This is a genomic window from Chelatococcus asaccharovorans, from assembly GCF_003201475.1.
Lineage (GTDB): Bacteria > Pseudomonadota > Alphaproteobacteria > Rhizobiales > Beijerinckiaceae > Chelatococcus > Chelatococcus asaccharovorans.
Window position 1 is genome coordinate 35,854 of sequence record NZ_QJJK01000021.1, and the last position, 25,531, is coordinate 61,384.

General features: G+C 62.8%; 24 protein-coding genes and 1 pseudogene. 13 read left to right on the top strand and 12 right to left on the bottom strand.

Annotation, left to right across the window (positions count from 1 at the left end; genetic code table 11):
• Nucleotides 1–8: 8 nt before the first annotated feature.
• The 4 genes from C7450_RS31530 to C7450_RS31545 form a co-directional block, all read right to left on the bottom strand.
• Nucleotides 9–1,793: an SUMF1/EgtB/PvdO family nonheme iron enzyme gene (locus tag C7450_RS31530; RefSeq protein WP_082736922.1), complete on the bottom strand. Its 1,785-nt coding sequence runs from the start codon at nucleotides 1,791–1,793 to the stop codon at nucleotides 9–11.
• Nucleotides 1,793–2,698: a hypothetical protein gene (locus C7450_RS31535; RefSeq protein WP_068184997.1), complete on the bottom strand. Its 906-nt coding sequence runs from the start codon at nucleotides 2,696–2,698 to the stop codon at nucleotides 1,793–1,795. Before C7450_RS31535 ends, C7450_RS31530 begins: the two co-directional genes overlap by 1 nt.
• Before the next feature lie 34 nt (nucleotides 2,699–2,732).
• Nucleotides 2,733–3,533 carry a hypothetical protein gene (locus tag C7450_RS31540; protein ID WP_146227601.1) on the bottom strand — a complete coding sequence of 267 codons (801 nt, stop codon included), beginning with the start codon at nucleotides 3,531–3,533 and terminating at the stop codon, nucleotides 2,733–2,735.
• A gap of 176 nt (nucleotides 3,534–3,709) precedes the next feature.
• Nucleotides 3,710–4,210: a tetratricopeptide repeat protein gene (locus C7450_RS31545; RefSeq protein ID WP_068184989.1), complete on the bottom strand. Its 501-nt coding sequence runs from the start codon at nucleotides 4,208–4,210 to the stop codon at nucleotides 3,710–3,712.
• Nucleotides 4,211–4,618: 408 nt separating this feature from the next.
• On the opposite strand from C7450_RS31545, the gene C7450_RS31550 reads away from it, so the two are divergent.
• Both C7450_RS31550 and C7450_RS31555 read left to right on the top strand, forming a co-directional pair.
• Nucleotides 4,619–5,179, top strand: coding sequence for a M23 family metallopeptidase (locus C7450_RS31550; RefSeq protein WP_210206592.1), 561 nt, complete (start codon nucleotides 4,619–4,621; stop codon nucleotides 5,177–5,179).
• Nucleotides 5,176–5,952 carry a hypothetical protein gene (locus tag C7450_RS31555; protein WP_068184982.1) on the top strand — a complete coding sequence of 259 codons (777 nt, stop codon included), beginning with the start codon at nucleotides 5,176–5,178 and terminating at the stop codon, nucleotides 5,950–5,952. The genes C7450_RS31550 and C7450_RS31555 overlap by 4 nt, the downstream gene beginning before the upstream one ends.
• Before the next feature lie 121 nt (nucleotides 5,953–6,073).
• Here C7450_RS31555 and C7450_RS31560 read toward each other — a convergent pair whose 3' ends face one another.
• The 4 genes from C7450_RS31560 to C7450_RS31575 are packed head-to-tail and all read right to left on the bottom strand — an operon-like array spanning nucleotide 6,074 to nucleotide 10,802.
• Nucleotides 6,074–7,375, bottom strand: coding sequence for a tetratricopeptide repeat protein (locus tag C7450_RS31560; RefSeq protein WP_068184979.1), 1,302 nt, complete (start codon nucleotides 7,373–7,375; stop codon nucleotides 6,074–6,076).
• Between the two features lie 39 nt (nucleotides 7,376–7,414).
• Complete coding sequence (locus C7450_RS31565; RefSeq protein ID WP_068184975.1) at nucleotides 7,415–8,668, bottom strand: tetratricopeptide repeat protein; 1,254 nt, start codon at nucleotides 8,666–8,668, stop codon at nucleotides 7,415–7,417.
• A gap of 22 nt (nucleotides 8,669–8,690) precedes the next feature.
• Nucleotides 8,691–9,998: a coiled-coil domain-containing protein gene (locus tag C7450_RS31570; protein WP_068184971.1), complete on the bottom strand. Its 1,308-nt coding sequence runs from the start codon at nucleotides 9,996–9,998 to the stop codon at nucleotides 8,691–8,693.
• 6 nt (nucleotides 9,999–10,004) lie between these two features.
• Nucleotides 10,005–10,802, bottom strand: coding sequence for a MotA/TolQ/ExbB proton channel family protein (locus C7450_RS31575; protein WP_068184966.1), 798 nt, complete (start codon nucleotides 10,800–10,802; stop codon nucleotides 10,005–10,007).
• 230 nt (nucleotides 10,803–11,032) lie between these two features.
• On the opposite strand from C7450_RS31575, the pseudogene C7450_RS31580 reads away from it, so the two are divergent.
• Nucleotides 11,033–11,137: pseudogene (locus tag C7450_RS31580) on the top strand (ATP-binding protein); the annotation flags it as partial.
• Nucleotides 11,138–11,356: 219 nt separating this feature from the next.
• On the opposite strand, the gene C7450_RS33755 reads toward C7450_RS31580, so the two are convergent.
• From C7450_RS33755 to C7450_RS31590, 3 genes are all read right to left on the bottom strand, one after another.
• A complete protein-coding gene (locus C7450_RS33755; RefSeq protein WP_068184963.1) occupies nucleotides 11,357–11,728 on the bottom strand; it encodes a hypothetical protein in 372 nt (123 codons plus the stop codon).
• Nucleotides 11,729–11,913: 185 nt separating this feature from the next.
• Complete coding sequence (locus C7450_RS31585) at nucleotides 11,914–13,392, bottom strand: VIT domain-containing protein (protein ID WP_110378426.1); 1,479 nt, start codon at nucleotides 13,390–13,392, stop codon at nucleotides 11,914–11,916.
• Nucleotides 13,393–13,436: 44 nt separating this feature from the next.
• Nucleotides 13,437–13,811, bottom strand: coding sequence for a helix-turn-helix domain-containing protein (locus tag C7450_RS31590; protein ID WP_068184957.1), 375 nt, complete (start codon nucleotides 13,809–13,811; stop codon nucleotides 13,437–13,439).
• Nucleotides 13,812–13,879: 68 nt separating this feature from the next.
• Here C7450_RS31590 and C7450_RS33760 point away from each other — a divergent pair, with 68 nt between their 5' ends.
• The 10 genes from C7450_RS33760 (at nucleotide 13,880) to C7450_RS31635 (ending at nucleotide 23,095) form a co-directional block, all read left to right on the top strand.
• Nucleotides 13,880–14,650, top strand: coding sequence for a hypothetical protein (locus C7450_RS33760; protein ID WP_146227602.1), 771 nt, complete (start codon nucleotides 13,880–13,882; stop codon nucleotides 14,648–14,650).
• Between the two features lie 123 nt (nucleotides 14,651–14,773).
• Nucleotides 14,774–15,295 (top strand): DUF4189 domain-containing protein, encoded by a 522-nt coding sequence (locus C7450_RS31595; RefSeq protein ID WP_061027584.1) that lies wholly within the window; start codon nucleotides 14,774–14,776, stop codon nucleotides 15,293–15,295.
• 111 nt (nucleotides 15,296–15,406) lie between these two features.
• A complete protein-coding gene (locus C7450_RS31600) occupies nucleotides 15,407–15,835 on the top strand; it encodes a hypothetical protein (RefSeq protein WP_146227603.1) in 429 nt (142 codons plus the stop codon).
• Nucleotides 15,832–16,293, top strand: a complete 462-nt coding sequence (locus C7450_RS31605) for a M23 family metallopeptidase (protein WP_068184951.1) — start codon at nucleotides 15,832–15,834, stop codon at nucleotides 16,291–16,293. Before C7450_RS31600 ends, C7450_RS31605 begins: the two co-directional genes overlap by 4 nt.
• A gap of 136 nt (nucleotides 16,294–16,429) precedes the next feature.
• Complete coding sequence (locus C7450_RS31610; protein WP_146227604.1) at nucleotides 16,430–17,095, top strand: hypothetical protein; 666 nt, start codon at nucleotides 16,430–16,432, stop codon at nucleotides 17,093–17,095.
• Nucleotides 17,079–19,391: a hypothetical protein gene (locus C7450_RS31615; protein ID WP_146227605.1), complete on the top strand. Its 2,313-nt coding sequence runs from the start codon at nucleotides 17,079–17,081 to the stop codon at nucleotides 19,389–19,391. The genes C7450_RS31610 and C7450_RS31615 overlap by 17 nt, the downstream gene beginning before the upstream one ends.
• Before the next feature lie 3 nt (nucleotides 19,392–19,394).
• Complete coding sequence (locus C7450_RS31620) at nucleotides 19,395–19,856, top strand: hypothetical protein (protein ID WP_068184944.1); 462 nt, start codon at nucleotides 19,395–19,397, stop codon at nucleotides 19,854–19,856.
• Between the two features lie 29 nt (nucleotides 19,857–19,885).
• Nucleotides 19,886–20,452, top strand: coding sequence for a hypothetical protein (locus C7450_RS31625; RefSeq protein ID WP_061027590.1), 567 nt, complete (start codon nucleotides 19,886–19,888; stop codon nucleotides 20,450–20,452).
• Nucleotides 20,453–20,590: 138 nt separating this feature from the next.
• Nucleotides 20,591–21,688: a hypothetical protein gene (locus C7450_RS31630; protein WP_068184941.1), complete on the top strand. Its 1,098-nt coding sequence runs from the start codon at nucleotides 20,591–20,593 to the stop codon at nucleotides 21,686–21,688.
• Nucleotides 21,689–21,889: 201 nt separating this feature from the next.
• A complete protein-coding gene (locus tag C7450_RS31635; protein ID WP_146227606.1) occupies nucleotides 21,890–23,095 on the top strand; it encodes a hypothetical protein in 1,206 nt (401 codons plus the stop codon).
• Between the two features lie 8 nt (nucleotides 23,096–23,103).
• On the opposite strand, the gene C7450_RS31640 is transcribed toward C7450_RS31635, so the two are convergent.
• Nucleotides 23,104–25,527 (bottom strand): PDZ domain-containing protein, encoded by a 2,424-nt coding sequence (locus C7450_RS31640; RefSeq protein ID WP_170147545.1) that lies wholly within the window; start codon nucleotides 25,525–25,527, stop codon nucleotides 23,104–23,106.
• Between the last annotated feature and the right edge of the window lie 4 nt (nucleotides 25,528–25,531).

The following is a 25,531-nucleotide window of genomic DNA, read 5'->3' on the forward strand; positions in this document are numbered from 1 at the left end:
GAATTAGGTCAGGCGCTGTCGTTGATGTCTCTGGCGACACGGAAGCCGATCCAGCTCGTCGCCCAGCTTGCATGGATGGACGAGCGCGAGGCGCTGCGCACATGGGAGTCTGTACTGTCCCAACTACCGCCACGAATGACCTTTAGGGCAGGAAGCGACGGATCGTCCGCTTGTCGGTCGACCCGGGGCGTGCCGTCGCCCGTCGCCCCCTGATAGTCTTCGTGCCAATCGTCTTCGACCCACTCGGCCACGTTGCCATGCATGTTGAAAAGGCCCCAGGCGTTGGGATCGTAGTGTACCGCCGGACAAGTGCCCCGGCGGGCCTGATATCGCCAGGCGGTCGGATGGCGGCGGCGAAGCTCGGGGTCGTCGTCAAAGTTGGCGCGCGCCCGGGTGATGTCCCGCCCCCAGGCGTAACGGTCGGATGAACCCGCGCGCGCGGCATACTCCCACTCGGCCTCAGACAGCAGGCGATAGGGCTGCCCTGTCCTTGCTGCGAGCCATGTGACGTAAGCGTTCGCGTCCGCCCAGCTCACGCCCACAACAGGGTGGTCGTCGGTCTGGGCGAAGCCAGGCCGGCGCCAGTTCCGGCCGGGCTTCGTTGTTACGACGAGATCACCGAAGGCAAAAAACGCGCCGGCACGGGAAAAGATCGGCTCGTGAGTAGGATGCCCCGTCGCGTCGACGAAGCTCCGATATTCGTTCACCGTTACGCAGCAACGGCCGACCGCAAACGGTCGGACGATCGTGACGGCATGGGCTGGCCGTTCATTCAAGTCGCCGTATTCGTCCTCGCCCGTGCCCATCGTGAACGTGCCGGCTGGCACGACGACCATCTCCGGCCCCACGTCGATGTCCTTGAAAGACTCGTGGACACCGTTGCCGGGCAGGAAAGCCCGCTTGCCGCTGAGGCCAACGCCGCCAACGCCGACGTTGAAACTCACAAACTGGCCGGCAGATTGCTGAATTTGATTACCGATTACTGTCATTGTTTTCGCTTCAGCGTGCACGTCGGCTGATATTGGCCGCAGCACAATCATAGGCAGAGCGCCCGACAGGAACATTGCCGGGACTTGCCTGCCATTGGTCCGGCGACCGACCTCGCCATTGACCTCACCGAAGATTTCGAGAATCCGCCGGCCAGGCAGTGCCAACTTGTGCGCGAGAGCGGCGGCATAGGGACTGTTAGGGCCATCATCGCCGTCGAGGGCGACCTTTCCTGCCCCTGTCGAGAAGGTAATGAGCGTGCCACTCGGGGTGTTACGAATATCGGCCAGCCCTTGCGTGACATCACGCGTCGAGTTGTAGGCTTCGGGGATCGGATTGTTGCGGCAGGCGTCGAACACGACGATGTGGTCCGCGGCGCTGTTGAGTGCCAACTGCTCGACCACGGCATCGGCTTTTACAGCCCCGCTCTTGAGATAGCGCGTCGCCTGGATCTCGGCATCGATCGGCAAGAGGAAATTGTCGCCTTGGTACTGGACGCCATGCCCCGCGTAGTAAAAGAATGACGCTTCGAGCAGCTCCGCCTGCTCAATACGCTCGCCAAATCGCACGATCGCCGTCTCGAACTGCGCCTTGGTCGCATCGATCACGACTTCCACGTCGAAGTCCAGAAGGCGCATCGTGCGTTCGATAAGACGCACGTCATTGACGGGATTGGCGAGCCGCTGGCCAGGATAGGCGGCATTGCCGACCAGAAGCGCAATCCTCTGTCTGCGTCGCGGCAGCGTATCCTTGCCCGTGCCCGGCGCCGAACCAGACATCACCTCACCCCCATGTTCCTGCGGCATCAAGCCGTCACCGTATATTCAGCGGCGCCAGCCGTCACGGCGCCCGCCCATTTCCTCTGCTTGTCGTCAAGAACCCGGCGCAAGTTTGTCAAAAAGCGCGTCGTTTCTTCCTCGTCGAGCGCGGCAGTCGGCGGATTGGCGCCACGCGGATCGAGTTTGGCGATGGCCTTCCCGTCCCACACGAGGACTGACGTCACGATAAAGCGGCCGGGAAGCGGCGAGGCGGGTTGCGGCTCGGGCATCAGCAATGCGCGGCCATCGCTCAGTGTCGGCACGAACGGGGATGGCAGCCAGAGCACCGTCTCGGCCCAATCCGCTTCCCACAGCCGCTGGCCGTTCCCCGCCGGATCGCGGGTCAACATCGCGTAGCCGGCCACCGGCGCCTTGGATACGCCGGTGAAGGCGATCTGGCCCTTATCTCCGGGCCTGAACTCCACGCGGCGGCCTGATGGGACAAACGGCGCGAACGAGCGCGTTCCTTGATAGCGCTCGACCACTAGCCTGGATTCAGCCTGGGCCGTGGGGGAAGCGATCGCCAGCTCCTCAAGCAGCCCCGCATGCCCGCGCTCGAGCCGGTCCTCGTCCACTGCGCCCGCAGCCGCGATCAGCCTGTTTGTGAATGCGTAGACAGGCAACGCAAGGTCGCTTCCCTTGAAGGTCTGCGACGACAGGACGGGAAGAGAGCGGGCGCCGCGAAAGCCCGCGATCCGCTTGTTGATGTGGTTGACAATCTCGTCGGCGATCCATGGCGCGCAGCCGACATCGCCATGGAGCACCTTGGTGAATCGCACCGGCCCGTCATCGTCGCCGAAAATCTCCCGTGCCAGTTCGGCATCCGACTTCGGATGACCGACGAGATCACGGAAGGCCCGCCACTTGACGTAAAGGCTGTGGATCTTCGACATCAAGCCCTCACCCGGAGTATCATGGAGAAAGTCGTCACGGCCCTCTCAGGAGCAGTCGCGTTCCGGCCCAGCTCGTTGCAAAGGCGCCGACACCAAGCACGAGAGTATCCCAGATGGCCGCCAGCGCCGATTGTACGCCCTGGAAAAGAAGCGCGAGAAAAAACAACAGCCCCCCGCCCAATTTCAATTCACCAAGCGGCTCCTGCAACAAGGTTCGGCGCACATAAATGCCGGATTGCAAACCAAGAAACGAAAATGGGTCGAAGCCGAAGATGTCCACGACTGGTATGGTGAACATGCCTACGAATAGTTTCGCGGCCCCCAGATTGTTCATAATCAGCATAATCATAACCACGCCAATGACACCTGCGATGGCGCCGACAGCGAGGGCCTTTCGTGTCAGCGGTCGCCATGGGCCGAGGAATAGACGCACCGCTCCGGTCCCCAGAGAAACGCCCGGCACGACAATGAAACTCAATAGAAGTGTATAATAGCCAATGGTGTTTTTGCCATGCGGAAAGAGCGTCAGACATCCCAGAGCGAGAACCGCCGCCGCCGCGATCGCAAGAAATGTGCTCAGCCGGTTCACGCCCTCCCTTTGATTGGCTACCAACCATGTTAGCGCCACCGCGCCACCCATGCAGGCGATCCAGATCAAATACCAGAGCGCTACAGTTCCATAAGCTGTGAGCAGGAATGCAAGCACAACGTACAGGAATAAATAGAGAGCGATAACAGACAAGATTTCGCTGATATAAAATTTCACGGTCGCCCCCATTTCGTTTGATCTAAAACTCATCTGCCTTGAAGCTGCGGTTATCATCAGCGGGGTCAAGCGCCCCTCGTCGTCCGCGCAGGCTGATCGCTCGCCCTGTCCCAGTATACGTCAGCAACGGAGAACCTGTAGTGATCATTCTTGACAGCTCACCCTGTCGCACCTGCGCATGATCGAGTGGCCGGGAAGAATCTCTTTGCGTACAGGCTCACACTTTAGATCGGCGCGCGGCACGCTCACGGCGATGGTTCGATGCCAAGGCGCCGCAATGCTGCCCGGCTTTGCCGGTGATTGGGCACAAAGCCGAGCGCCGTCCGGTAGTCGAGAACAGCGTATGTGCGCTGTGCGAGGCGTTCCCTCACCATGCCCCGGCTAAAATAGGCGTCGGCATAATCGGGCTTGAGCGCTATGGCCTCGGAGAAATCCGCGAGCGACTTCTGCAACTCGTTCTTTTTCATCCAGGCCAAGCCTCTCCAGATGCGCGTCTCGGGCTGTCCCACGTCCCCGGAGACTTCGATGATCTTCGAGAAATCCGCGATGGCGGGATCGAAGTTGCCGGTCGCCAGTTCCACCTTGCCGCGGCTGAGGTAGGACATCAGATAATTCGGGTTGGCGCGGATTGCTTTGTCGAGATCGCTCTTGGCGCGCTCCCAGTCCCGCAATTCCATGAAAGCCGTCCCGCGCGTTTCATACGTGATACCGAGAGCCGGCATGAAGTTCTTGTCCAGGGCGGCCATGACCGCGATACCCTCTCCCAATTTTTCAAAAATATCGATGGAAGCGGTGCAAGTGGCAATTCGCTGCTCGACCGTTTTGACCTTGAGACAATCCCCAGGATGAACCACCTCACCCGCCTTAGCTGAGCCACACACCGTCATGGAGACAAGGCACAACACAATCCGGTAACGCATCTCGCATCCTTTCGTGGTTTCGACTGGCTGCCATCTAGAGCTCCTGACCCGCGGTCACTATTGCCGGGTATTGACAGGCATTGGACGGAGACGCGGGCTCATGGCCTCCTCGTGACCTTGGCCGTCCGCGCCGCCAGCTTATCGGGCAAGCCCAGGCAATCCCTGGCAATGGTCATTCCGGCACGATTGAGCGATCCGGTCGCCACGGCATTCGAGTCGAGGGACATGCGGACCATGCGAAACCTGCTCACTTTCGGGACACTCATTGCGCTGGCTTGCTCGACCGCAATTGGCGCGCAGCAAGCCAGGGCGGCGAATTGCGCGGACATCGAGCCGGACCCGGCGACCATGGTGCTACAGAGGCCGGTAGCAGGCGGCGAGATCCAACCCGGCGCCGGATTCGGTATGCGGACACATCCACTCCTCAACCGTACTCGCCTGCATGCCGGCATCGACTGGGCCGCTCCGGTCGGAACCACGGTCGTCGCCGCCCTTCTTGGTCGTGTCACAGCCGCCGGAACCGGGAAGGCTTACGGCAAGCGGGTGATCGTCGATCATGGCGGCTCGTATCAGACCGTCTATGCCCTGCTCGACGCAATCTCCGTTACCGTCGGGACCTGTGTCGCGCCCGGCGATCCGATCGGCGCCGTCGGCGTCACCGGCCTCACGACAGATCCTCACCTCCACTTTGAAGTGAGGTACGACGGCCAGCCTATCGACCCTATGTCTTTGAAGTGGGCCGATCGTTGCTATCATTCGACCAGCCCGACACCGGATTGCGACCAATCGAAATGAAACGCGCCCTCATCTTCCTATTCGTTGGCCCAATCGTGAGCTTCCTTCTGGTGCTCGGCACAGCGATGGCGTTCGGCGTCAAAGCCTGGGAGCCAGCGGTTCTGGGCGTCATGTTCGACCATTCCTGTGAGATGGGAATCGTTCCGGCAGTCCTTGCAGGGTTGATCGATTGGCGTCTTGCAGCCAGAACGACGTTTGCTTGGCGCATCCTTCAGACCGCCGGAGCCGCCTTCATCATAAGCGCGCTGATCGGCCTCTTCTTGCTCAGACACGACGTCGGGGCGGTTTTGATTTTCGCGATTTACGCAGCCATTGCCGCCGTCATTTGCTCACGGCTCTCGGGAGGATCCAAAGAGTTGCCGAAAGTGCGATCCGGATTGCGGTCAATCGAAATGAAACGCGCACTTATCTTCCTAATCGTTGGCCCCGCCGTGGGCTTCCTTCTGGCGCTCGGCACGGCGATAGTCATTGGCGTCAGACCGTGGGAGCCGCCGATGTTTCTCGGCGTCATGTTCGCTTATTCCTATAAGGTGGGACTCATTCCCGCCGCCCTTACAGGACTGGTTGATTCGCGTCTTGCGGCCATAACGACCTTTGCCGGGCGCATCATTCAGACTGCGGGAACAGGCTTCGTCATAAGCGCGCTGGTCGGCCTCTTCTTGTTCAGCCTAGGCGGCGGGGCGGTTTTGATTTACGCGATTTACGGGACTATTGCCGCCACCGTTTGCTCATGGCTCTCGGGACGATCAAAGGGTGCGGCGGACGCGCAATGAGACGTGTTTTGTAACAAAGCGCTGATATCCGGAAGCTGATCGTTTTATTTGCTGTCCTGTGGACGCTCGCGGTCATCACAAGGCTGGCTGGAAGACGGTTTGGCGCCTGGAAAGTCGCAGGCTACCTGGCGGAGGCCTTCCAGTCCGCCGGCTCGAATCGCGTCTTGCCCTGTCCGATCTCCTTGAGCGACGTTTCGCAGTGTTGCCTGATATTGTCAGGCGGAGCGAGTTCGAGCGTCTTCCGGAAATCGGCCGATGCGGCGTCGGGCTCCGCCTTGGCCCAGCGGACCAATCCTCGCCGCCAATAGAAAAACGGATCTTTCGGATTGCGTGCGATTGCCTGCTCAAAATCAGACAACGCGCGATCATACTCACCTTTATAATATAGCATCGCGCCGCGGTTGACGAGGGCATTCATATTGTCGGGATCGAATCGCACCGCCGCCTCGAAGTATTCGAGGGCCGCACTCCAGTCGCGAGTTTGGGTGTGGGCATGCCCGAGATTGCTATAAAAAATACCTAGGGCGGCACCATTGAACTTCCCGGAGGCGATGGCGCGCTTGCAGCCGTCGATTCGCGACGGTCCGGACGTGCACGCCTTGAAGTCCGGGTCGGCGCGTATTTCATCGGCGTCGGTGAGAACTTTCGGCTTAACCACTGTCTGCTGTTCCTGCGGCGGAGTGGCCGGCGCCGGCTTTTGGGGCACGTCATTATTCGCTGGTGCCTCTGGCGTGGGATTGGCATCATCGCTACCCAGCGCCTTTAGCTCCGCCAGCAGAGTCTTGCGCATATCTTCCGGCGGATTGAGCGCCATCGCCTTCCTGAAATCCGCAACTGCTTTCGTCGTTTCGTTCTTCCGCTTCCAGGCGACGCCGCGAATGAAAAAGGGAAAGTAATCTTTCGCATCGCGCATGATGGCCTGATCGAATTCCGCGATGGCGATGCCGAGTTCCTTGTCGCTCAACTGCGCCAGCAGGGTGTCATAGTCCTTGCTGGCCATATCGTATTTGCCGGCGCTGAAATAGGCGTCGCCACGCAGCCGGTACAACGCATTCAGGGCTGCCCCGGCGAACTTCTTCGACTGGATGGCCTTGTCGCACGCCTCGACGGGACGGTTTGACTTATCGCAGGCAGCAAAGTCCGCATCGGTCTCCGCAATCGCCGTATCGGAGATCACACGCGGTTCAGCGAACATGAAATAGCCGGCCAGCGCGAGAAGCGCCGCTCCGCCCGCCGCGAGCGCTGCGGCTTTGACGGGCAGGCTCGGCTTTGGGCGAAGCTTGTCGGCATCGCCGCCGCCTGCCTGTGAAGCGGAGGCGGATGCCGGTCTGTGACGAATGCCAAGCCGCTCACATTCCGGGCACGTCTCATGGGCGTCGCTGTCAAAGACGTGCCCCCCGGAGCAGCGGATCAGTTTTGCCATGCTCTGTATCCTCTGGCTCTCCTGGTCCGCCTGCGCGGACTATTTGGCGGTAGCACCCCAGTTCGGCGGCTCGGCCCGAGTTTTGCCCTGTCCAATCTCCCTGATGGCCTCCTCGCATTTCTTCCTGAAGACGTTGTCCGGCGGGGTGAGATCAATCGTCTTCCGGCAATCTGCTGATGCCGCGTCGGGCTCCCCCTTGGCCCAGCGGATCATGCCGTGCAGGTAGTGGAAAAACGGTTCATTCGGATTGCGTGCGATTGCCTGCTCGAAATCGGACAATGCGCGGTCATACTCCTTTTTATAATACAGCATATGGCCGCGGTTGGCGCGGGCAGTCATATTGTCGGGATCGAGCCGCACCGCCTTGTCAAAGTTTTCGAGGGCCGCATCCCTGTCAGGAATTTGTGTGTAAGCATGCCCGAGATTGTTATAAACAACGCCTAGGAAGATACCGTCGAACTTCCCGGAGGCGATGGCGCGCTTGCAGCCGTCGATTCGCGACGGTCCGGACGTGCACGCCTTGTAGTCCGGATCGGCGCGAATTTTATCGGCGTCGGTCAGGACTTTCGGCGTCACCACGATCTGCTTTTGCGACGGCGGAGGGGCCGGCTCCGGCTTTTTGGGTGCGTCATTGTTTTCGGATGGCTGTGGCGCGGGATTGGTTCTGGCGTCATCGTTGCCGAGCGCCTTTAGCTCCGCCAGCAGAGTCTTGCGCATATCTTCCGGCGGATTGAGCGCCATCGCCTTCCTGAAATCCGCAACTGCTTTCGTCGTTTCGTTCTTCCGCTTCCAGGCGACGCCGCGGTTGTAATATGGAAGGTAATCATTCGCATCGCGCGCGATAACCTGGTCGAAATCCGTGATGGCCAGATCGTATTTGCCAGCACTGAAATAGGCGTCGCCACGCAGCCGGTACAACGCATTCAGGGCTGGTCCCGCGAACTTCTTCGACTGGATGGCCTTGTCGCACGCCTCGACGGGACGGTTTGACTTATCGCAGGCAGCAAAGTCCGCATCGGTCTCCGCAATCGCCGTATCGGAGATCACACGCGGTTCAGCGAACATGAAATAGCCGGCCAGCGCGAGAAGCGCCGCTCCGCCCGCCGCGAGCGCTGCGGCTTTGACGGGCAGGCTCGGCTTTGGGCGAAGCTTGTCGGCATCGCCGCCGCCTGCCTGTGAAGCGGAGGCGGATGCCGGTCTGTGACGAATGCCAAGCCGCTCACATTCCGGGCACGCCTCGTGGGCGTCGCTGTCAAAGACGTGCCCCCCGGAGCAACGGATCAGTTTTGCCACGCTCGTGCCCCCTCTCCGAGCTTCAGGGTTGCGGTTTAGGCGGCGTCACGCTGGGGGCGTCCGGCGGCAGGATGACGCTGTGTGCGATCTGATCGTCCATCCATTGCTGTCCTTCGGGCGAGGGAGCGACGAGACTCATACTGTCGTCGGCGTCAATGACCACGTCCCCGACATATTCCACGGCGCTCCCCGCCCGCATCGTTCGATCCTGCCACCACGTATTGTATTGCCTGTCACTGACCGTATAAGACACCAAGATCGTCGCCCTGCAGTCCGTTGCGCGGGCCTGCAAGGCACCTGGGTTCTGCGATTTGGGAGGCCGCCGGTCGGAGAGAACCAGGAAATACCGGTTTGGATTACGGGCGTCATTTCTGATCACGAAGGTTGAAACATGTCCCGTGGCAGCCGACGAAGTCTGGGGTCTGATTGACAAAGGATTGCTCCGATTTCCGAGGCCACCCGCTTGATTCAGGAGATATTTCACATTCTGGCCGGCGAACACCGTGCCGCTCGTGTAAGCGCCGAAAGCAAGCGTCTCGCCGCAATTGTCGCTGACGACCGTTCCGGTCAGCACCGGATAGCGCCTTCGCTTCGCCTCCGAATCCGCAATTTCACGCTTTAGCTCCCTATTCTCCTGCTCCAGCGGCGCGACCCGCGCAGCCGTAGCGTAGAGCGCGGCATTCTCCTGCTCGAGCTGGGCCACGCGCTGGCGCATTTGCCCGACCTGGCTTTGCAGGTCCGCGACCTGTGACCTGAGACCGGCGTTCTCCTGCCGCAGCCGGGCAATCTCCGCCTCGAGTTCCCTGATGCGCATCTGCAACTCCGCGACCCGTTCGGGCGTCGAAAGCTGCAACTGTGCGATCTGCTGTTTGAGCCTCTCCAGTTCTTCCCTGAGCCTGGCGTTCTCCTCCTCGAGGCGGCTGTTTTCTGCTTCAAGGGGCGCAAGGCGCGCATTTTCCCGCTTGAGCTGCTCAAGATCAGCGGCGACCATCTTGAGCCGCTCTTCCAGCCGGTTCACCTGCGAACTGAGCTGATCGACATAGCGCTTCAATTGATTGACAAGCTGCTGGCCGGAGCCGAGCTGATCGCGCGCCGCGTTCAAATCCCTGCGCAATGCGCTGTCCCCGAGCCTGCCAAGCACGTTTTGAATCTTGGCGTCGGCGTCCTGAACCTTTTTGGCTAGGTCCTGCGCCTCGTCCTTGCCGAGCGGACTCGACGAATAATAGGGCAGCAGCAGCAGCATCATCACGAGGAAGGCGCCCATGGCCTTCGTCACCACCGCCATGAGCGAGATGTCGAAGGTCTCGATGGAGCGGTTCGGCCTTCTCATGGAGTCTCACCCGGCCTTCGTATCGGGCTGGAGATAGACGCGGTTGATGAGATTGCGCAACGTGTAGTCCGCAGCCTGGTTGAGCGCCATTTCCTCGCGTCGCTGCACGACGTTTTGCAACAGCACCAGAATGGCGCTGAGGACGAGGGCGATGATCGTGGTGTAGAACGCCACGGCAAGGCCCGACGTCACCTTCTCGAATTCAATGTTCTTGGGATCCTGCATGCCCTCCAGCGCGATCGAGATGCCGACGACGGTGCCGATAAATCCGGTGGTCGGGATGCACCAGACGAGAAAGCGCATCGTCTGATAGGCGAGATCGAGCCGGTGGCTCATCAGCTCGAGCGTGCTGGTGTAGATGGCGACCGTCTGGTCGAGGGACCGGCTGGTGAACAATTGTAGGATCGACAGGTCGATCAGTTGGGGCAAAAATGCCTGTTTGCTCGCCTTGAGATCGGCGATCTTGTGACGGATCGCGCCGAGATCGTCCACTTGCAGAATGGCCGCGTCGTCCTCGGGCAGGAGGTGTTGATCGATATAGTGTCCCTCACGTGCCGTTGCGGCGTGTCGGCGCCAGAGTTCCGCCAGCCCGAACGCCATCATCAAATACATGCCGTTCTGGATGGTGAACGGATAGACGCGCCTGAAGAACGATGTGTCGGAATGGTCGAACAGGAACACGGCCAATGGCGACCCCTTGGGCAATATCCAGGAGCCGGCTGCGATGGCCACGGCCAGAACGACAAATGCGACGGCATACGCACGTAACGAAGAGAACGCGGTCGCCCCACTCAACCCCGCCATACGAGTTTCCCGATGTGGAGATATCGGTTAAATCTAACCCTCGTATCGCATTTTCGCAATCGCAGACCCTCCCGACAGCGCAAGGATCCGCCGGGGAATCGACCCGTCACCCGTCGTGAAATTCTTCACGCCCGACCATCCCTTGAGCTGGCATACGAGGCAGGCACGCCGCGCCGGCATGATCGTCACCGATTGACGATACCGATCATCGCGCCTCGCCTTCGGCGGGGCGCTTCACCGGCGCGCTGCTCGATCGCGTCACACACCACGTCAACATCCTCGAGATGAACGGCGAAAGCTACCGTCTCGCCCAAAGCCGCGCCAGAAAGGCTGGCAGAAACCCTCCGCAAAACATCGCCGCGGGCGACATTTACGCCGCCGCCTGGCCGGCTTTTACTCCGCCGTTGAAAATGGTGGCATCGTCGAGTCGATTGCACGGGGCTGGGACTGGCCGGTTCATTGGGCAAGTGGCACGAAAGCACAGCGAATCCCTTGTAAAGGCGGAGGCCTCTACGTCGAGTAAGCGGGGCGGCGAATGCTTTCGGCTGCCGACCTCAATCCGGCTCGGCCACACGCACGGGGTGGCGCGCGGCATAGCGTGCCAGTAAAAGTGCTGCCATTGTTGCGCCGTCCTCGCCTTTCGGCGTCAGGACCGTGGCCACTGCCGCGCTATCCGGACGGCTGGCACTGCACAGGCTGTAGCGCACTGTCCTCCTGCGCCCGATATGGAAGTCGACACACAGGCCGCGTGCAATGGCGCTGTAGGCGATGGTCTGAGGCGCGCGCCCCCTGACCGGCCATCGGTTCGGAAGGAGCGTGTGGAGGAAGGCTGCATCGTCATCATCTGCCGGACTCTCGCCCAGTCCACGCGCAAGATTTGCAACGCGCTCGGCGTCGTCGGGCGAGCGGTAGATCGTGAGCATCATCCTGACCGCCCCTTCCCCCCCAACCCATCGACGCGCCCAGGGACCGCGCTGTTGATCGGGTGTGAAGCGGATACCTGGATCGCCCCAAGGTGCGAGGAGGGGACCCCGCTCTCGCGTTTCTGCCGGCGAGGCCGCCATAGCGATCGCGATGGGGAAGACAATCACGAGTCCTGAGCGGTATCCCTTCATGCAATCCCCATTCGGCGGGCTAGCCTGCTAACAGGCGGCGGCGGCGTATCAGGACCGTCTGGGAACAGATAGCCGAGCAGGCCGGGCGGTGTTCCCGCATGTTTGCTTGCTGCCATGGCGAGCAAACCGATGGCAAGTTGTTCGGGGGCCAATTGCAAAGCCCGACCCGTTGCGCTGACCTCCGGGACGACGGCGATCTCTCGTACCAGTGTGGCGACGGCCTCGGGCAGATGGCCCGCGTCCCCGGAGCGCAGAGCGAGCGCGCCATCCTGTCGCCAGAACACCAGAGGCGCTGCGGCAACCAGGCGCGCGCCGAGTTCGGGGAGCGGCGGCGGTTTCGGCCGGCGGCGCACAACGTGGCGTAGCCAATTAGAAAACCGAACGTTCCAAGGCGGCGGGGCGCCTGGCGACGTGAGACGGCCACCCGACGACGGAAGCCGAAAGCGTGGAAGGCGAAATCGGGCTCGTCCCGGTACGACCGGCGGGACCCCGGGCGGGACCTCCGGCGGATATGGAGCGGGCGGCGACGCTTCGGGAACGACGGTTGGAGCGGCTGGCACCATCGGCTCGACCGGCGAACGCGGCCGGTCGACGAGCGCCACCTTGCGCATGGTCGGCAAGACACCGCTCGCCTCGCCTTCAGGGCCTATGAAGACGAGGCTTGTCTCAGCTGTCAGCAGATTGGCGGAAATCGCCAGCGCGCGGATCGCCTGCCGGTCGACCACAGCGGGATTGGCAAGAAGGGTGCTGATCTGCCTCGCCGCATGAAGGGCTGTCTCGGCCGCAATGTCGGCCGGCTGCGTCGACGCTGTACGCGGTACGGTAGCCGGCACCCTGATATGAAGGGCCAGAGGCGCGCCATCAATCGGCATGGGTATCCCGATAGGCACATCCTGACCCATCATATGAACGCCAAGCTCCTCGGTCGCCCAAATGGTCAGCGTTGCGGGGTGGTGAATGTCTGTCCGACGTGGCGCCTGATGGTCAGGCAATCGGGTAACAGAGCGATCCCGGTCCATACCGGGACGCAATAGAAATTCCTGTTCGCCAACTTCGAGACCGACGACGCTGTCGCAGTCGATTGACGCGCGCTCGCCGGGCCGAATACCTGCGATCGATAGCACGCGCCAACCGTGCTTTGCTTCCTCAAGGAAGACGGCGCGATTACCGTCGATGGCAGCTCCATCATATTCCCCTTCGCCACGGCGATGGGCGCGAGCATGCGCCGTCCATGTCTGCCCGCCGATGGTGACCGCTACGCCATGCACGACTTCGCCATCGAGCGCGGGCGGCATGGTGAGGACGGCCTCGATCGGCACGCCCTCCTGATTGTCGAAGGCGCGATGGATGCGCAGCCGGGCCATGGGTGGCGTCAGCCACAGATGGATGTCGGTGCGCGACAGCAGAAGAGGCGGGGGCGGCGCTGCGGCAGGCCGGAAAAAAGGCATCAGCGGATCAATCAGCGGCTCCGTCATGTCAGCCCTTCTTTTCCACGCGATCCGCACTCCATTTGCCTATATCAACCAGCGCCACGTTTTTTGGTCGCCTTTGGCCTCACCTTGCCCAACGCCTCGCGCAACCGGGCGCCCGCGCGCTCGACGATCGGCCCAACATCCAGATCGCAGCCAATCAGTTCCGACGCGACGATGAGGGTGACGCCCTCGACAACCGGGATCGGCACGCCCTCCCGCGCATCCAGCAGGATGCGGATGGCGGCATTGGGAAACCCGAGCGCCTTGAGGCGCTGGAATCGTCGGATCGCACGGACATGTTTGTCGTCATAGCTGGCATAGGTCCGCCCTCCATCAGGTGACGGCACGAAGCCCTCCGCGATCAGAAAGCGAATTTGCCGAACTGTCGCGTCGGTGATGGTTGCGAGTTGATCAAGCTTCATGAGATGCTTTTAACATATATTCTGTCATTAGCAATTGCCCTCCCTGCCGCCCCTTTCGTCCACGTTCGATGGCGCTCTTGCTTTTTACAAACTTTATGTTAAAAGAAATGAAAAGCAGGAGTGCGGCGATGCATCGAGTTCTCATGGTGGTGACGGCCCTGTCCCTTGCTGGGGCTATGGAAGCGAAGGCGGCAGGCGCGAGCACGAAGCCTCCCCTGTCGGGCTGGGCGACGGCTGCGGGCGTGGGAAGCAAGACGGGCAGCGCATTCGACCGGGTCAATGAAATCGCAAACGAAGCGCTGCAACTGACTACAAGCTCCGAGCCCGCACCCGCGCCGACTCCCGAACGTATTCAGGCTGCGGGCGGGGTGGCGCAGCTTCTGCCGCCGATCGGAAGTGGAGACGGTGCGGAGAAAGTTACGCAATATGAAGTCAATATAGATCCCCCAGCGGGCGCGCCGTATGTTGCGCGCGCAACGATCTCTTTCGCAGGCGATCGCCCGGTAACACTCTACGTGCTGAAAAAGCCGATTGTTCAACGGGGTGCCCCGGACCAGGATGGAGCCAACACAGCTGGTCAGATAATCACCGATATCGTCGGATTATCGACGGGCGAAACAGCACGGACCAGTACAGCAGGCGGCAATCCAACGATTGCCTGCATCGCAAAGCCTATAGCTAAAGATCGCAATGCGACCTGCTCGGTCAGTCTGCCAGGCATTCCGATTCTGCTGACGGGAACATACTCTCGGCGCAACGATAGCGATCCGGCATTCGACCGGGCGACCCATAGCCGACTGGTCGCCATCTACAACCGACTTCGTCTCCCAACGCCGTAGAATCTCGGGACCAAAGTCTCGGGACCAAAGTCCCGATTTACCGCCCGAATTCGGGAGATAGGCTTAGACTAAAGAATGTCACTTTGAAGGGGTCAATATTTACTGACACAATCGAGAACGAAAATGTCGAAATCTGATTATCTCAGTCTCGCCGGTATTCTGTCGGCGCTGTGTTTTAGTGCGGCGTTGCTTCTATCCTTTCCGGCCGCAGCTCAGAACAACGAGTGCTCGATGATGTGCAACGGCATCGACAACCAGTGCTACAGGTCCTGCGCCGGATCGAATGACGGACTCTCGCCCTTTGGACCAGCACCAGGCAGCGGTGCCAGCCGGTCCAGCTACGGCGCCATCGCGATCTCAGACAGTGACAAGGGTGCCCTGCGATGGGGAAAGGCTTACGGCTACGAATCCCGTGCCCGCGCGGAGGCCGCTGCGGTGCGATTTTGTATGGCCGGGGGACTGCCGGGCTGCCGGGTGCGGCTCTGGTTCTTCAATGCTTGCGCCGCCCTCGTGACCACGAGCGATGGCAATTGGTGGACGGATTGGCGCGGGTCGCTCGCGGCCGCACGCCAAGTAACGCTGGCGGAGTGCGAGCAGGACGCTAAGGGCCGCTGCACGGTGAGAGAGGCGTTCTGCTCACTGTAAAGCTGGAGCGCGGTCGCGCGAGCGACGGCGACGCCCGGCAATTCCCCGGCCCGGTCCGCTTGAGCCGGCTGGACACGTGCGACCAGCATATCCATGCAACAGGAGCATTTGATGCGGAATCATTGGGCCTATTTCGTCCTCATCGCCTCGGCTTTCGTCATTCCAGCGCTATGTGCCGGCGCTGAACAGCGGCCGCCTCTCGCCGCCGGCGGTTGCTGGATGGTCCTGCCCAAGGGCGAAAAGCCCGAACGCACCAACGCTGCGGAAATCCTCTGCCTGGGCCGGGACGGCTACGGCCGCGTCCGCGAAAGCCAGTTTTATGGTGAAGTCGCGACCTGCGCCCGCGTCTCCTACAAGACGACACATGGTCCGACCTATGTCGAGGTCGATTTCAGCGCCTGCACGAACAACGCGCCGAGCCACCGGCTCGTCTGTGCCAGCAGTTCGGGCAGCAACCCTGTCCCCTGCCTTCAGAGCATTCTCGGAGACAGCGATACAATCGATATGGAGCTTTACCGAATCGAAGAGGGGGGATCGTGAGATTTTACCACATCCTGGCCGTGCTGCTCGGTTCGTTGATCATACAGCCCTTCGGGGCGTTCGCCCGCGAATGTCCTGCAGTGTCCACCAAGGCGTCTCCGGTGGACGCAGCCATCCAACGACCTTTCGGCTACCGTATGCACCCTATCCTCGGGAAAGCCGTGTTGCACCCGGCTCTTGTTTTCAGCACGCGAGCAGGCCTCGCTGTGAGGGCGATGCAGGGGGGACGCCTTATCAAGTTCGAAGCAGCACCGGACGGTGGTGGTTTTATCTGGATCCGGCATAGCGACGGAACCGAGTTGCGTTATGGGCCGCTATTGGCCTCGGCCCTCCGTTTTGGCGCGTGCGTTGCCGCCGGTGCTTGGCTTGGCGAAACGATGCCGGCTCCACTTACGCTGACCATGCGGCGGAAGGGACATTGGGTCGATCCGAAGCGCTGGCTCGAAGGTGCGCCATGACTGAAGAATGCCGGCAGGAAATCTCACGCGAAGCGTGTCCACACGCGTGTCTTTGCGCCACGTTTTGGCAAGAGGGGGCCATGATGAAGACTTCCGTCACCATCGAAAAGACCAGCTTGGCGAAGGATGCGGGATGATGAGCGAACAGAGTGCCCCGGCTACCGGCGAGACCTTCAGGGATGCTTTCGACGGTTCACTCAAGCGGCCCTCCAAGCCGCTGAAATTCGCGATATTCTTCGCCCTCGGCACCTTCGCCACAGTCGTGGCGATTTACGTCATTTTCGTGTTCGTGCCCGAAAACGGGTTCCCGACGATCCGCAAATGGTGGGCCGGGCTCGGAACCCGGTCATTGCGGGAAGAACTCGTCGCCTTCGGTCCGATCCCGATGGGCACGCTCGTGACGATCGCGATCGCCGGATTCGCATTCGGTACGCTGCAGGAAGCCATTGCCGCTCTCCGGGACGAGAGGCCGCTGCGGAGCCTCGGCCGGGACCTCGTCGTCATCCGCGAGCTGACGGAAGAGGGCGTCGGCTACCGGGAGGGCGACATCACGACCGTGCATGTCCCCTGGGCGCAGGTGCAGGAGCTGCGCTCGATGGATCTGCCGGCCTTCGAAGGCAAGCTCTTCTTCGTCATCGAGCTGAAGAGCCCGATCCACGAACGCGGCCGTCTCGTTTTCTGGGACGGACAGGATTCCTGGACCAGCATTGCAGGGCGTCTCCGTGAACGCCTGGCGGCGTATCGCGCCGCGCGCTCAAGGGGGGACAAAATTGGAGTCGGATCGGATGACAAGCTCTCGTAAAGGTCCCTGCCGGGTGCTCTGCGGCGCCCGTCAGGACGATGATCTGGAACTCCCGGCATACGGACGTTTCGAGAGGATCGAGGCGTCCTATAGTGTGGATGGCGCGTTCGAAACGCCGCTTCGCTTCAAAGGCCTGCTTGACCTCGGTGGACCACATGCGATGGCTCACCTCGACTGCCCGGTGTGGGCCGTGGTCGAGCTCGATGCCGAGGATCCATGCGGACCGATCGTCGGCGCGGACGGGCTGGAAATCCTCGGCCTGTTGAGCTTCGCCTCGGGTTTCGTGCTGTTTCGCGGCACGCGCATGGCGGCTCTGAGTGTTTTTGCGGCAGGAGAGGACGATGCGTCCCTGAAGACGCCTCTGTCGGCAGTACAGGATCGCTATGGCGTTGCCCTGGCCGGAGATTTCGGTACAGCGACCGCGGGTCATGAAGGACTTGCCCGTGCCGGCTTCTGCGGCCTCGCGGAAGCGGGGACGGACGTGGAAACGCCTCTCTATCTGCGAGATCCCTCGGGCCCGGGGATTGCCGGTGTGGCAATCGCCGGCGTGCGGGGCACGGCGCTTTCCGGCGTAGGGGGCCTCTCGATTGTCGAGGGCGGCGGCACGGCGCGGGCCGGAGATTACGGTGTGGCGATCGCGACTTTTTTCAGCCGCTTCAGCACCGTCGTCGCGGGGCATGGCGGCGCCGCCATTTTAGGTGGGGTCCGAGGAAATGTGAGCGGGGGAATCGCGGTTTCGACGCTCGGTTGTCGCTTTCTCGAGGTCCGACGTGGCGGGATCGGGGTGGCGCGGAATGCCGTGGAGGATATGGACATCGGCGAAAACGCCCTCATGATCGCAACGGCCTTGGGCCCCAAAGCCGACATCCATCTGGGCAAGCAAGCGACACTGATCTTCTGGGAGAGTTCGGACGAACGCGAGTTTACCGTATTCTCTTCCTTGTCAGGCGGCGTCGAGCCCGGACTTTATCGCTATGCGAATGGCCAATTCCGGCAGATTGATGGGATGATGGGGCCACGCAACATTTGGGAAGGCGAAGGCCTGGAGCCGCGAAGTGCAAGCGCGATGCCACCTCCGCCGACATTCGACATTGGCGTGGAGTGGTGGGCTGCCGCCCGCAGCCATGATCCGCAAGCGGAAATCCTGCGAGAGCCGGTGGGAGAAGAGGACATCGTCGTTCTCTGCGCCAATATTCCGGCGGAAGATCTGGCGGCAGGCCGAAAGGATGGCCAATGGTGGTTCGGAGCGCCCTGGGGACGAGGTGAGCTTGCGCTCACCGATGGAGCGCCGTGCTGTCTGGTCCGGGTCGAGGGCGAACATGCGCCCCATCCGGGTGGTGGCGAGCAGATTGGTTTCCGGAACGGGACGGCGCTCTATCGGGGCACGTTGCGGGGTGCTGTGGCGGCGTTGCGGGCGGTCGGCGCCGCATCCGTGCTGGACGGGCATGTTGCGGTCGCCGGGCACGGGGGTGTCGCCCGCGTGTCGTCGCGGCGCGGCCCCGTTCCGGACATGGGAACTTGGGGGGAGAGATGGGTAGACGAGATCCCTCTTCCTGTTGCTCCTCACGCCATCCTGCGCGGCGATCCGAATCGCGGGTGCTCTCCCTCACTCGCGGTGGTCGGAAACGAAGGGGTCGCAATCTGTGACGGCGAGGCTCATGCCGGAGACCGTGGCGTGGCCTGGGTCGCCGGCCTGGGCGTCGCGCGGGCCGGAAGTCGTGGTCTCGCAATATGTGAGCGGGGCCTGGCGCTTGCGGGAGACCAAGGAATTGCCTGGAACCTCCATGCCGGGGCCGGAGACGGAGGAGAATCCCGAGGAGGACAGGCGGTTGCTGGCCTCGGCGGCTTCGCCATTGCGGAAGGGGTCCGGTCTTCCGCCATCAGCGGCGGGCGCGGCGTCTCTATAGCTATGAATGTCGGGACGGCCCGCACAGGAAATGTCGGCATCGCGATCTGCCGCGAAGAGGGTGACGCCCATGGCGGGTGGGAATCGGTCGTTGTCTCGCAAAAGGGACGGGTCAGCGGCGGCGATCGGGCGCTGTTGGTCGCGTGGGACGAGCCGGAGAACCGATGGGTGCACGCCGTCGTCGGCCAGGACGGTATCGAGCCCGACGTCCCCTATGCCGCGCGCAACGGCCGGTTGGAGCCCGCGCCGAGCCCCGTCATGACGGAAGCTGCCGCAAGCGCCGACGAAGGCTGCACTGAGTGCCGGCATCCGTCGGCAAGTCGGAGCAATACCGTGGCGGCCGACGCGCGGCTACGTCTCATCGGATCACCTGAAACGGACGGAGAATGAGCCATGAACAAGTATCTCGCCCTCGCCGCCTTCATCCTGCTCGCCTCGACCGGTGCGCAGGCGCAGGAGAGCCAGCAGAAGATCGCCGTCAAGAACCGCCAGATGATCGTCGCCATCACCAGCGGAAAGCTGGAGGACGAGATCGTCGGCAAGCCGGAGATCTTCCAGCGGAGCAACATCGCCTACGCCATCGGCATGACGCGCAGCCTGCACCGCGCCTGCACCATCCTCTCGGACGAGGAGAACGCGCGGCTGGAGCGGCTCGAACGTTCTTACCGGACGCGGAAGGCGGACAACGAGCTGGCGGCGGCGGTGCAGGCCATGGTGCTAAGCGAACTCGACAACGGCGCCGCCGACACGACTGCCCTGCTCGGCCGCTACGATTGCGCCGCGCTGGAGCGCTTCAAGCTGACCGGACCGCTGCTCGCCTTCTGGAACAAATATCTCGCCAGGCTCACCGGCTGAGCCGCCCCACGCAGCAAGAGGAGGTTCCCATGCTCTCTCGCATCCGTCTTCCCGTCGCGGCCGTGGTCATGGCGCTGAGCACGCTCCCCGCCCTGGCCGCTTCGGTGCAGACCGTGCCCTCGCCGCGCCTCGAAGCCCAGCGCCAGGCCAACGCGCTGTTCGAGACGTTCCGGATCAAGTGCGGCACGGATCATGTCGTCGCGATCGACGTCACGCCGCCATCATCGGGCGGCTTCACCCAGACTTTGGGAGCGGCCCCGACCGGCCGCGCCCAGGGGCACACGATCTACGTTGCCTATGCCGACATGCATCTCGAAGGACGCGAGACAACGACCGATATCGACCGGCGCAACGGCATCGGCTGGCGTGGAAGCCTGGCCTACAGCGCCGCCGCGGCGCGCCAGATCTCGGTCGGCAGGGACGGCACCAAGGGCGTCTGGAGCCCGTGGCAGCCGGCGGGGCCGGTCTACACGGTGACGCTTGAGTTCAAGGATGGAGGCTGGTCCAGCCGGGGGCAGGAGATGTCGCTGCTGGGGGCGCTGGGACGTTACGGCAAGATCCGGCGGCCGGCCTGCTCGGAGGTTCCGGCGGGCTGAATGACGAGAGGCGGCGGCGTTTGCGCTGCGAGGATCGGTCGCGGTCCCGCTTTCCGGCGGAGCCGACCATGGACAATTTCGAAACCGAGGCGCGCGGAGTGCTGTCTTGCCCGGCGCCTGACGAATGCGGGGGAATACATGGACGAACCAAGCATCGCTTTCAGCGTCGAAGGCAAGACCTTTCGCAGCCCGATCGGTGTGTTTTCCATCCTGGGTATTTGCTCCCTCGCGGGCTCCATTCTCTGCCTGCTGCAGCTCGTGACCAGACCGGTGACACTGTCGAACGCCATCCCGCTGCTCTTCGGCGGTATCGGAGGGCTGGGCATGCTCGCGGCCGGCCTCGCCTTCACCGCGATGCATCTCAGCGCATGGTGGGCCGGGCGAGATCCCGATGCCGCCGCGCGTCGGATCACTCCGCTTGTCGTCACGCCCGGCGGGATCTTCATCGATCCCTATCCCTATGCCGGTCTCGCGTCTCTGGGGCGGCGGCGCCGCTTCGTTCCCTGGCGCGACGTCGCAGCGATCGGGCCGGTAGGCGGGACAGGCCTGTTTCCTGTCACGGTGGCGGAGAAGGACGGAGCTCAGAAGACCGTCTATGAAATCCCCGAGCAGGCGCGCGGCGAGTCGGGCGAGCTTGCGCACGCCACAACCCTCGCTGCCCGGGAACGCTATCTGGCCGGATTTTCGTCGGCCGCCCAGGCAGCCACAGGGACGTTCTTCGTTCCGGTCGTCAGAACAGCGCCGTCGATCTGGCGTGCGCTCGGCGGCTCGGTGCTGCTCGCGGGCGCTGCCGTCTTCATCCTTCTGTTGGCCGCCACGGCAGCGACGGTGAAGGGAGTTGATCTGAACGTCGGGGCGTTCCTCGGACTGCTCGGCTGGAGCATCTTCATCGCTTGCACCGCCTTGGCGATCGTCTTCGCCGCCATCAGGGGGTGGCAGGCTCGTGGCCGGGCAATTTCGTGGCCGGTCGCGACGATCGAGGCGGACGGCTTCACCACCACCGCCCTGCCGAATGCGGCAGGCGATCTCTTCGGCGATCTCGATGGCCGCAGCCGCCGCGTCGCCTGGCCGGAGGTTCGGCGCATCGAGCCACCGGTCGCCGGCGAAGACGCGTTCAGGGTCGATATTGGTGAGCGGAACCTGTTGTGTTTGCCGGCGTCGGCAAAGTCCGGGGACGGTCGCACCCTTCATCCAGCCCTCGCCGATGCCTGGCAAGCGTGGCGCGGCGCGAAGTGAGATGAAAAGCGACCGCCGTTTCTACAGCAATTCCACGGGCGCTCCCGGCGTGACGGGCGGCCACTTAAGATCGAAGATGTGGAACATCGCCGTCTGTACGGCAGCTGATCGAAGCATTGATCTCTTGGTTCAATCGAGCGACCGGCGCGCAATGAAGCTGGATTTGGGCATCCACCAGTTAACAACAAAGGGCTGACTGCCATGAAGAAAACATTGCCGACTGCCGCCCTGATTGCGGCGCTTATCGTTGTCGCCTTCCCCGCCGCTTCGGCGTCCGCAGATGACACGGGCTCGTCCGAACTGCAGACGCAGGCAACCGTCGCCTTGACGCCCGAACAACGCGTCCGCCGTATCTTCGCCTCGCTCGATACGTTCCACGACCTTCAGCCGACCTGGCGGCAGGCGAAGATGCCCGCAGCGGCGTGGGCGAAAAAACAGTTCGACAAAAGGGCTTCCGCAGCGATCGACGCCATGCCCGACCCACTTAACTACACCGGCGGCCTCATGCTCTATCTCGGCGGCATCGCGGCCGTAAACCGCGGCGATCTCGATCGCGCTGCCCTTTCATTCGAGGCCGGCTATGCGCTCGGCTGCCTCGTTTGCGGCGCCGCGCTTGCGACGGTGCTCGATCTCGATCCCAGTCGGCTCAAGCCGGAGCCCGCACTCGCACAGGACTGGAATGACCTCGCCGCGCATGCCGGCGTCTCCTCGGCGGCGGGGGCTCTCCTGGACGTGCAGCCGCGAACCTATGAGCGGCTCATCTCGGGTAATGGCGCGACATTGCCGACGACCACCGGCAGCAAGAATGCCGCGGCGATCTACGCCAGAGCCTATTCTCTCGGCGATGGGCGTGCCCTGTCGATCGTCGATCGAGCCAAGGCCGGCGAGACCAGAGCCACGGCCATTCTCCAAAAGGCGGGTGTTGACCTCGCTGCGCTGCCCGAGACGACGAGCAGCATAGTCAACCGCCTCAGTGCGTCGCCACCGATCGGGACGCCCGCACAACGCTCGCAGGATATCGAAACGCTGACAGTCCGTGCGGAAGGCGGCGACGCGACGGCGCTGCTCGCCTTCGGCACCAGACGCTTTGCGGACGCTGCGATTGCTTTCAGCACCAAGGACAGCAGCGATTTCCTGATCGAGGCAGCGGTGCGCGGCAACCCGATGTCGATGGCCGCTTTCGCGGACTCTGTCCTTCAGGGCGGTGAGAGCTCCGGCTATCGCAACGAGGACGCTGCCATCTTCGCCTTTGCTGCTTGGGTGATCACTCCCGCCGGTGATCCTGCCGAGTCCCTCTTCAGGGGTGTTCTGGACGGGCTGACGGGAAAGCTGGATCCGAAGATACGCAAGGCATTCGAGGCCTGGTTCCGGGAGCAGGCCAAGGCTCTCGACCACAGCTACCCGTAGGCGCGCTATCAGGGCGGCGGCGAGGCAGGCAGGCTGCCATTAATCATTCCCTCTGCCAGGAGAGCGCTGAGAAGCTGCATTGGTCCTGACGTAACCTTGCTGTCGGTTGCCTTCGTCTGACGCACATAGGTGACGACGGCGACAGTGCCCGGCAGATGAGCGTTGCACAACACATAGGGACGACTAACCATCATGAAGAAGCACCGTGTATAGAGCTGGAGATTGCCGCTGCCGCTCGGCAGAGGATACTTTCCAGATTCAACAGTGACGATGGTGGAATCAATTTTTGCCTGGGCCGGTACCGTATGATCATCCAATGCAATCAGGGCTCGTTGATAGCGCACGCTCGACGCGGATCTCGCGGCAGGGTCGGCAGTGGATTGCGCATAGCTCGCCGCCTGCTGCGCGGCTGCGGCGCTTGTGTAGCCATCGACCAGCAGAATGGAGCGATCGGGCATCCAGGCCACCCAACGCCGGGCGAGATCCTCGGGCGGATCGCCGGGAAGCTGCACTTCGGTGAAACGCGGCGTGAGCCCGTCGCAGCAGCTGATGCGCAGATACGGCAGATCGTCGAGCACTGCGAGACTGGACCCCGGCCCCGTTTTCGCCTCGGCGGTGAGGCAACCACGACTGCGCTTCTCAGCCAGCGACAGGGTGTCGGACCAGCAGACGGGGTCGGCCGACCCAGGCGCGACAGGCTTATTCCGTGCTTGAGCAGGCGGCGCAGGCTGGGCGGGCCCTGCCGGCGCGACCTGTACAGCTGCGGCAAGGATCTGCAGCGTCCGACGCTGCCCGTTACGGATGAAGTCTAAGACCGGCTTTCCGTTTGTGGTTTGCTCGACGAGTGTCGATAGATTGTCTGCGTTTTCAACCGGCTTGCCATTCACCGCCGTCACGATGTCTCCTACAAGCAGTCCTTGGGCTTCAGCTGCGCTGCCTCTGACAAAACGGCCGACCAGCGCGCCCTGCCCGGCGGTCAATCCGTTGTCGGACGCGAGCTTGGACGGCACGGGAAATGCGGCAATGCCGATATCCAGCCGCTTGGCCGTTTTCGGCGCGGGGGCGGGCTCGATGATCGCGGCGCGCAACGGATCCAGAACCACGGCTACCGCGTCGCTTGTTGGCGGACGCAGCGTCGCCATCGCTTCTGCATAACGCGCGACCGCTGGCGCCTCGTTGCTCGGGAGCGAGACATCGGGTGCGAGGCTCGCTGCGTGCAGGAACCAGATGGCCGCCTCCACCGGGTTGACGTCGCCGCCGTTGGCCCCCAGGGCGAAATCTCCCGCCATGGCATCGATAAAACCTGGCTGCCGGTCCGAGGACGGCGTCAGCCGGGAAATGACCTCCCGCGCCAGCGCGGCATTGGGGCGTGCTGGCGTTGCTGGCACGCCGCTTTGCGGCAGATTGTTGAAGTCCACGAGCAAAGCCGCTGTGAAGCAGCCAGCCGCCTCAAGATCACCCTTGCTGCCCCGCGTCCCGGCTTCCGTGATGGCGGCGGTATCGCCATTGCGCACGCGGCCACAGAGCACGTCGGTCGGTTCAGGAAGTGCTGAGGTGTCGAGCCCGGCGCCCGCGTCCTTCACGCTCGCGTTGGAGCGCTCGTAGAAGCGCCGGCGGACGGCGTCGGGAAGCGGAAATGCGGCGGGGTTGGCGCCGGCAAGCGCGACAGCCAGTCCATCGCCGGCGACGACGCCCCTGTCACCGGCCTCGCGTGCGAAGGCGAAAGCCCGCGCCGGGTCCGATATTTTGAGGATTTCTGCGATCTCGAGTGCCGCAGCGGGTGCCTCGCCAAGAACAAAGGCCTGTTCAAGCAGCTTGACCTTTGTTGTGGGTGTGGAAGTGCGGGATGCCTCCATGCGCAGATAGGTGCCCAAGGCATCCTTGCCGATGCCACCGATCTGCAGAAGGGTCTTTGCGCCGTCGGGAAGGTCGGCGGCAACAGGCGCGCGTCCGCCCGTCCAGGCTGAAAAGCCGGCAGGCAGCGGCGCCGCACGCAGCGCCTTCATTGCAGCCACCATTGCCTCAACACGCCCCAGCGGCGTGGATGCTTGGGTGGGGACGACCACGGGAGCCGGGTTCGCCGGCGAAACAGGTACCGGGCGTGGGGTTGATTGCGGCGCGGGTGTTGCTTCAGACGGGGGAGCCGACCGGTCCGCGGAAGCTTGCTTCTGCAATTCGGGCGGCGCCGGTGGCACTGTTTTCGGCTGCAAAACGTAAACGATCGCTCCGAGCACGACGATGCCGGCGACTGTCCACACGAGCGGACTCTTTTGCCAGGGTGCGGGAGGCGGCGGAGCCTGCTCGCCGTGGACGCCGCCGCTTGCCGGCATCTTGGCGGGCGTCACGCCGCCCTTGGCCTCCCGCGCAGCGCAGATCGGACAGACCTCGTTGGCGCTTGCATCGAAAGGATGCCCCTGGAGGCATCGAACCATCCGC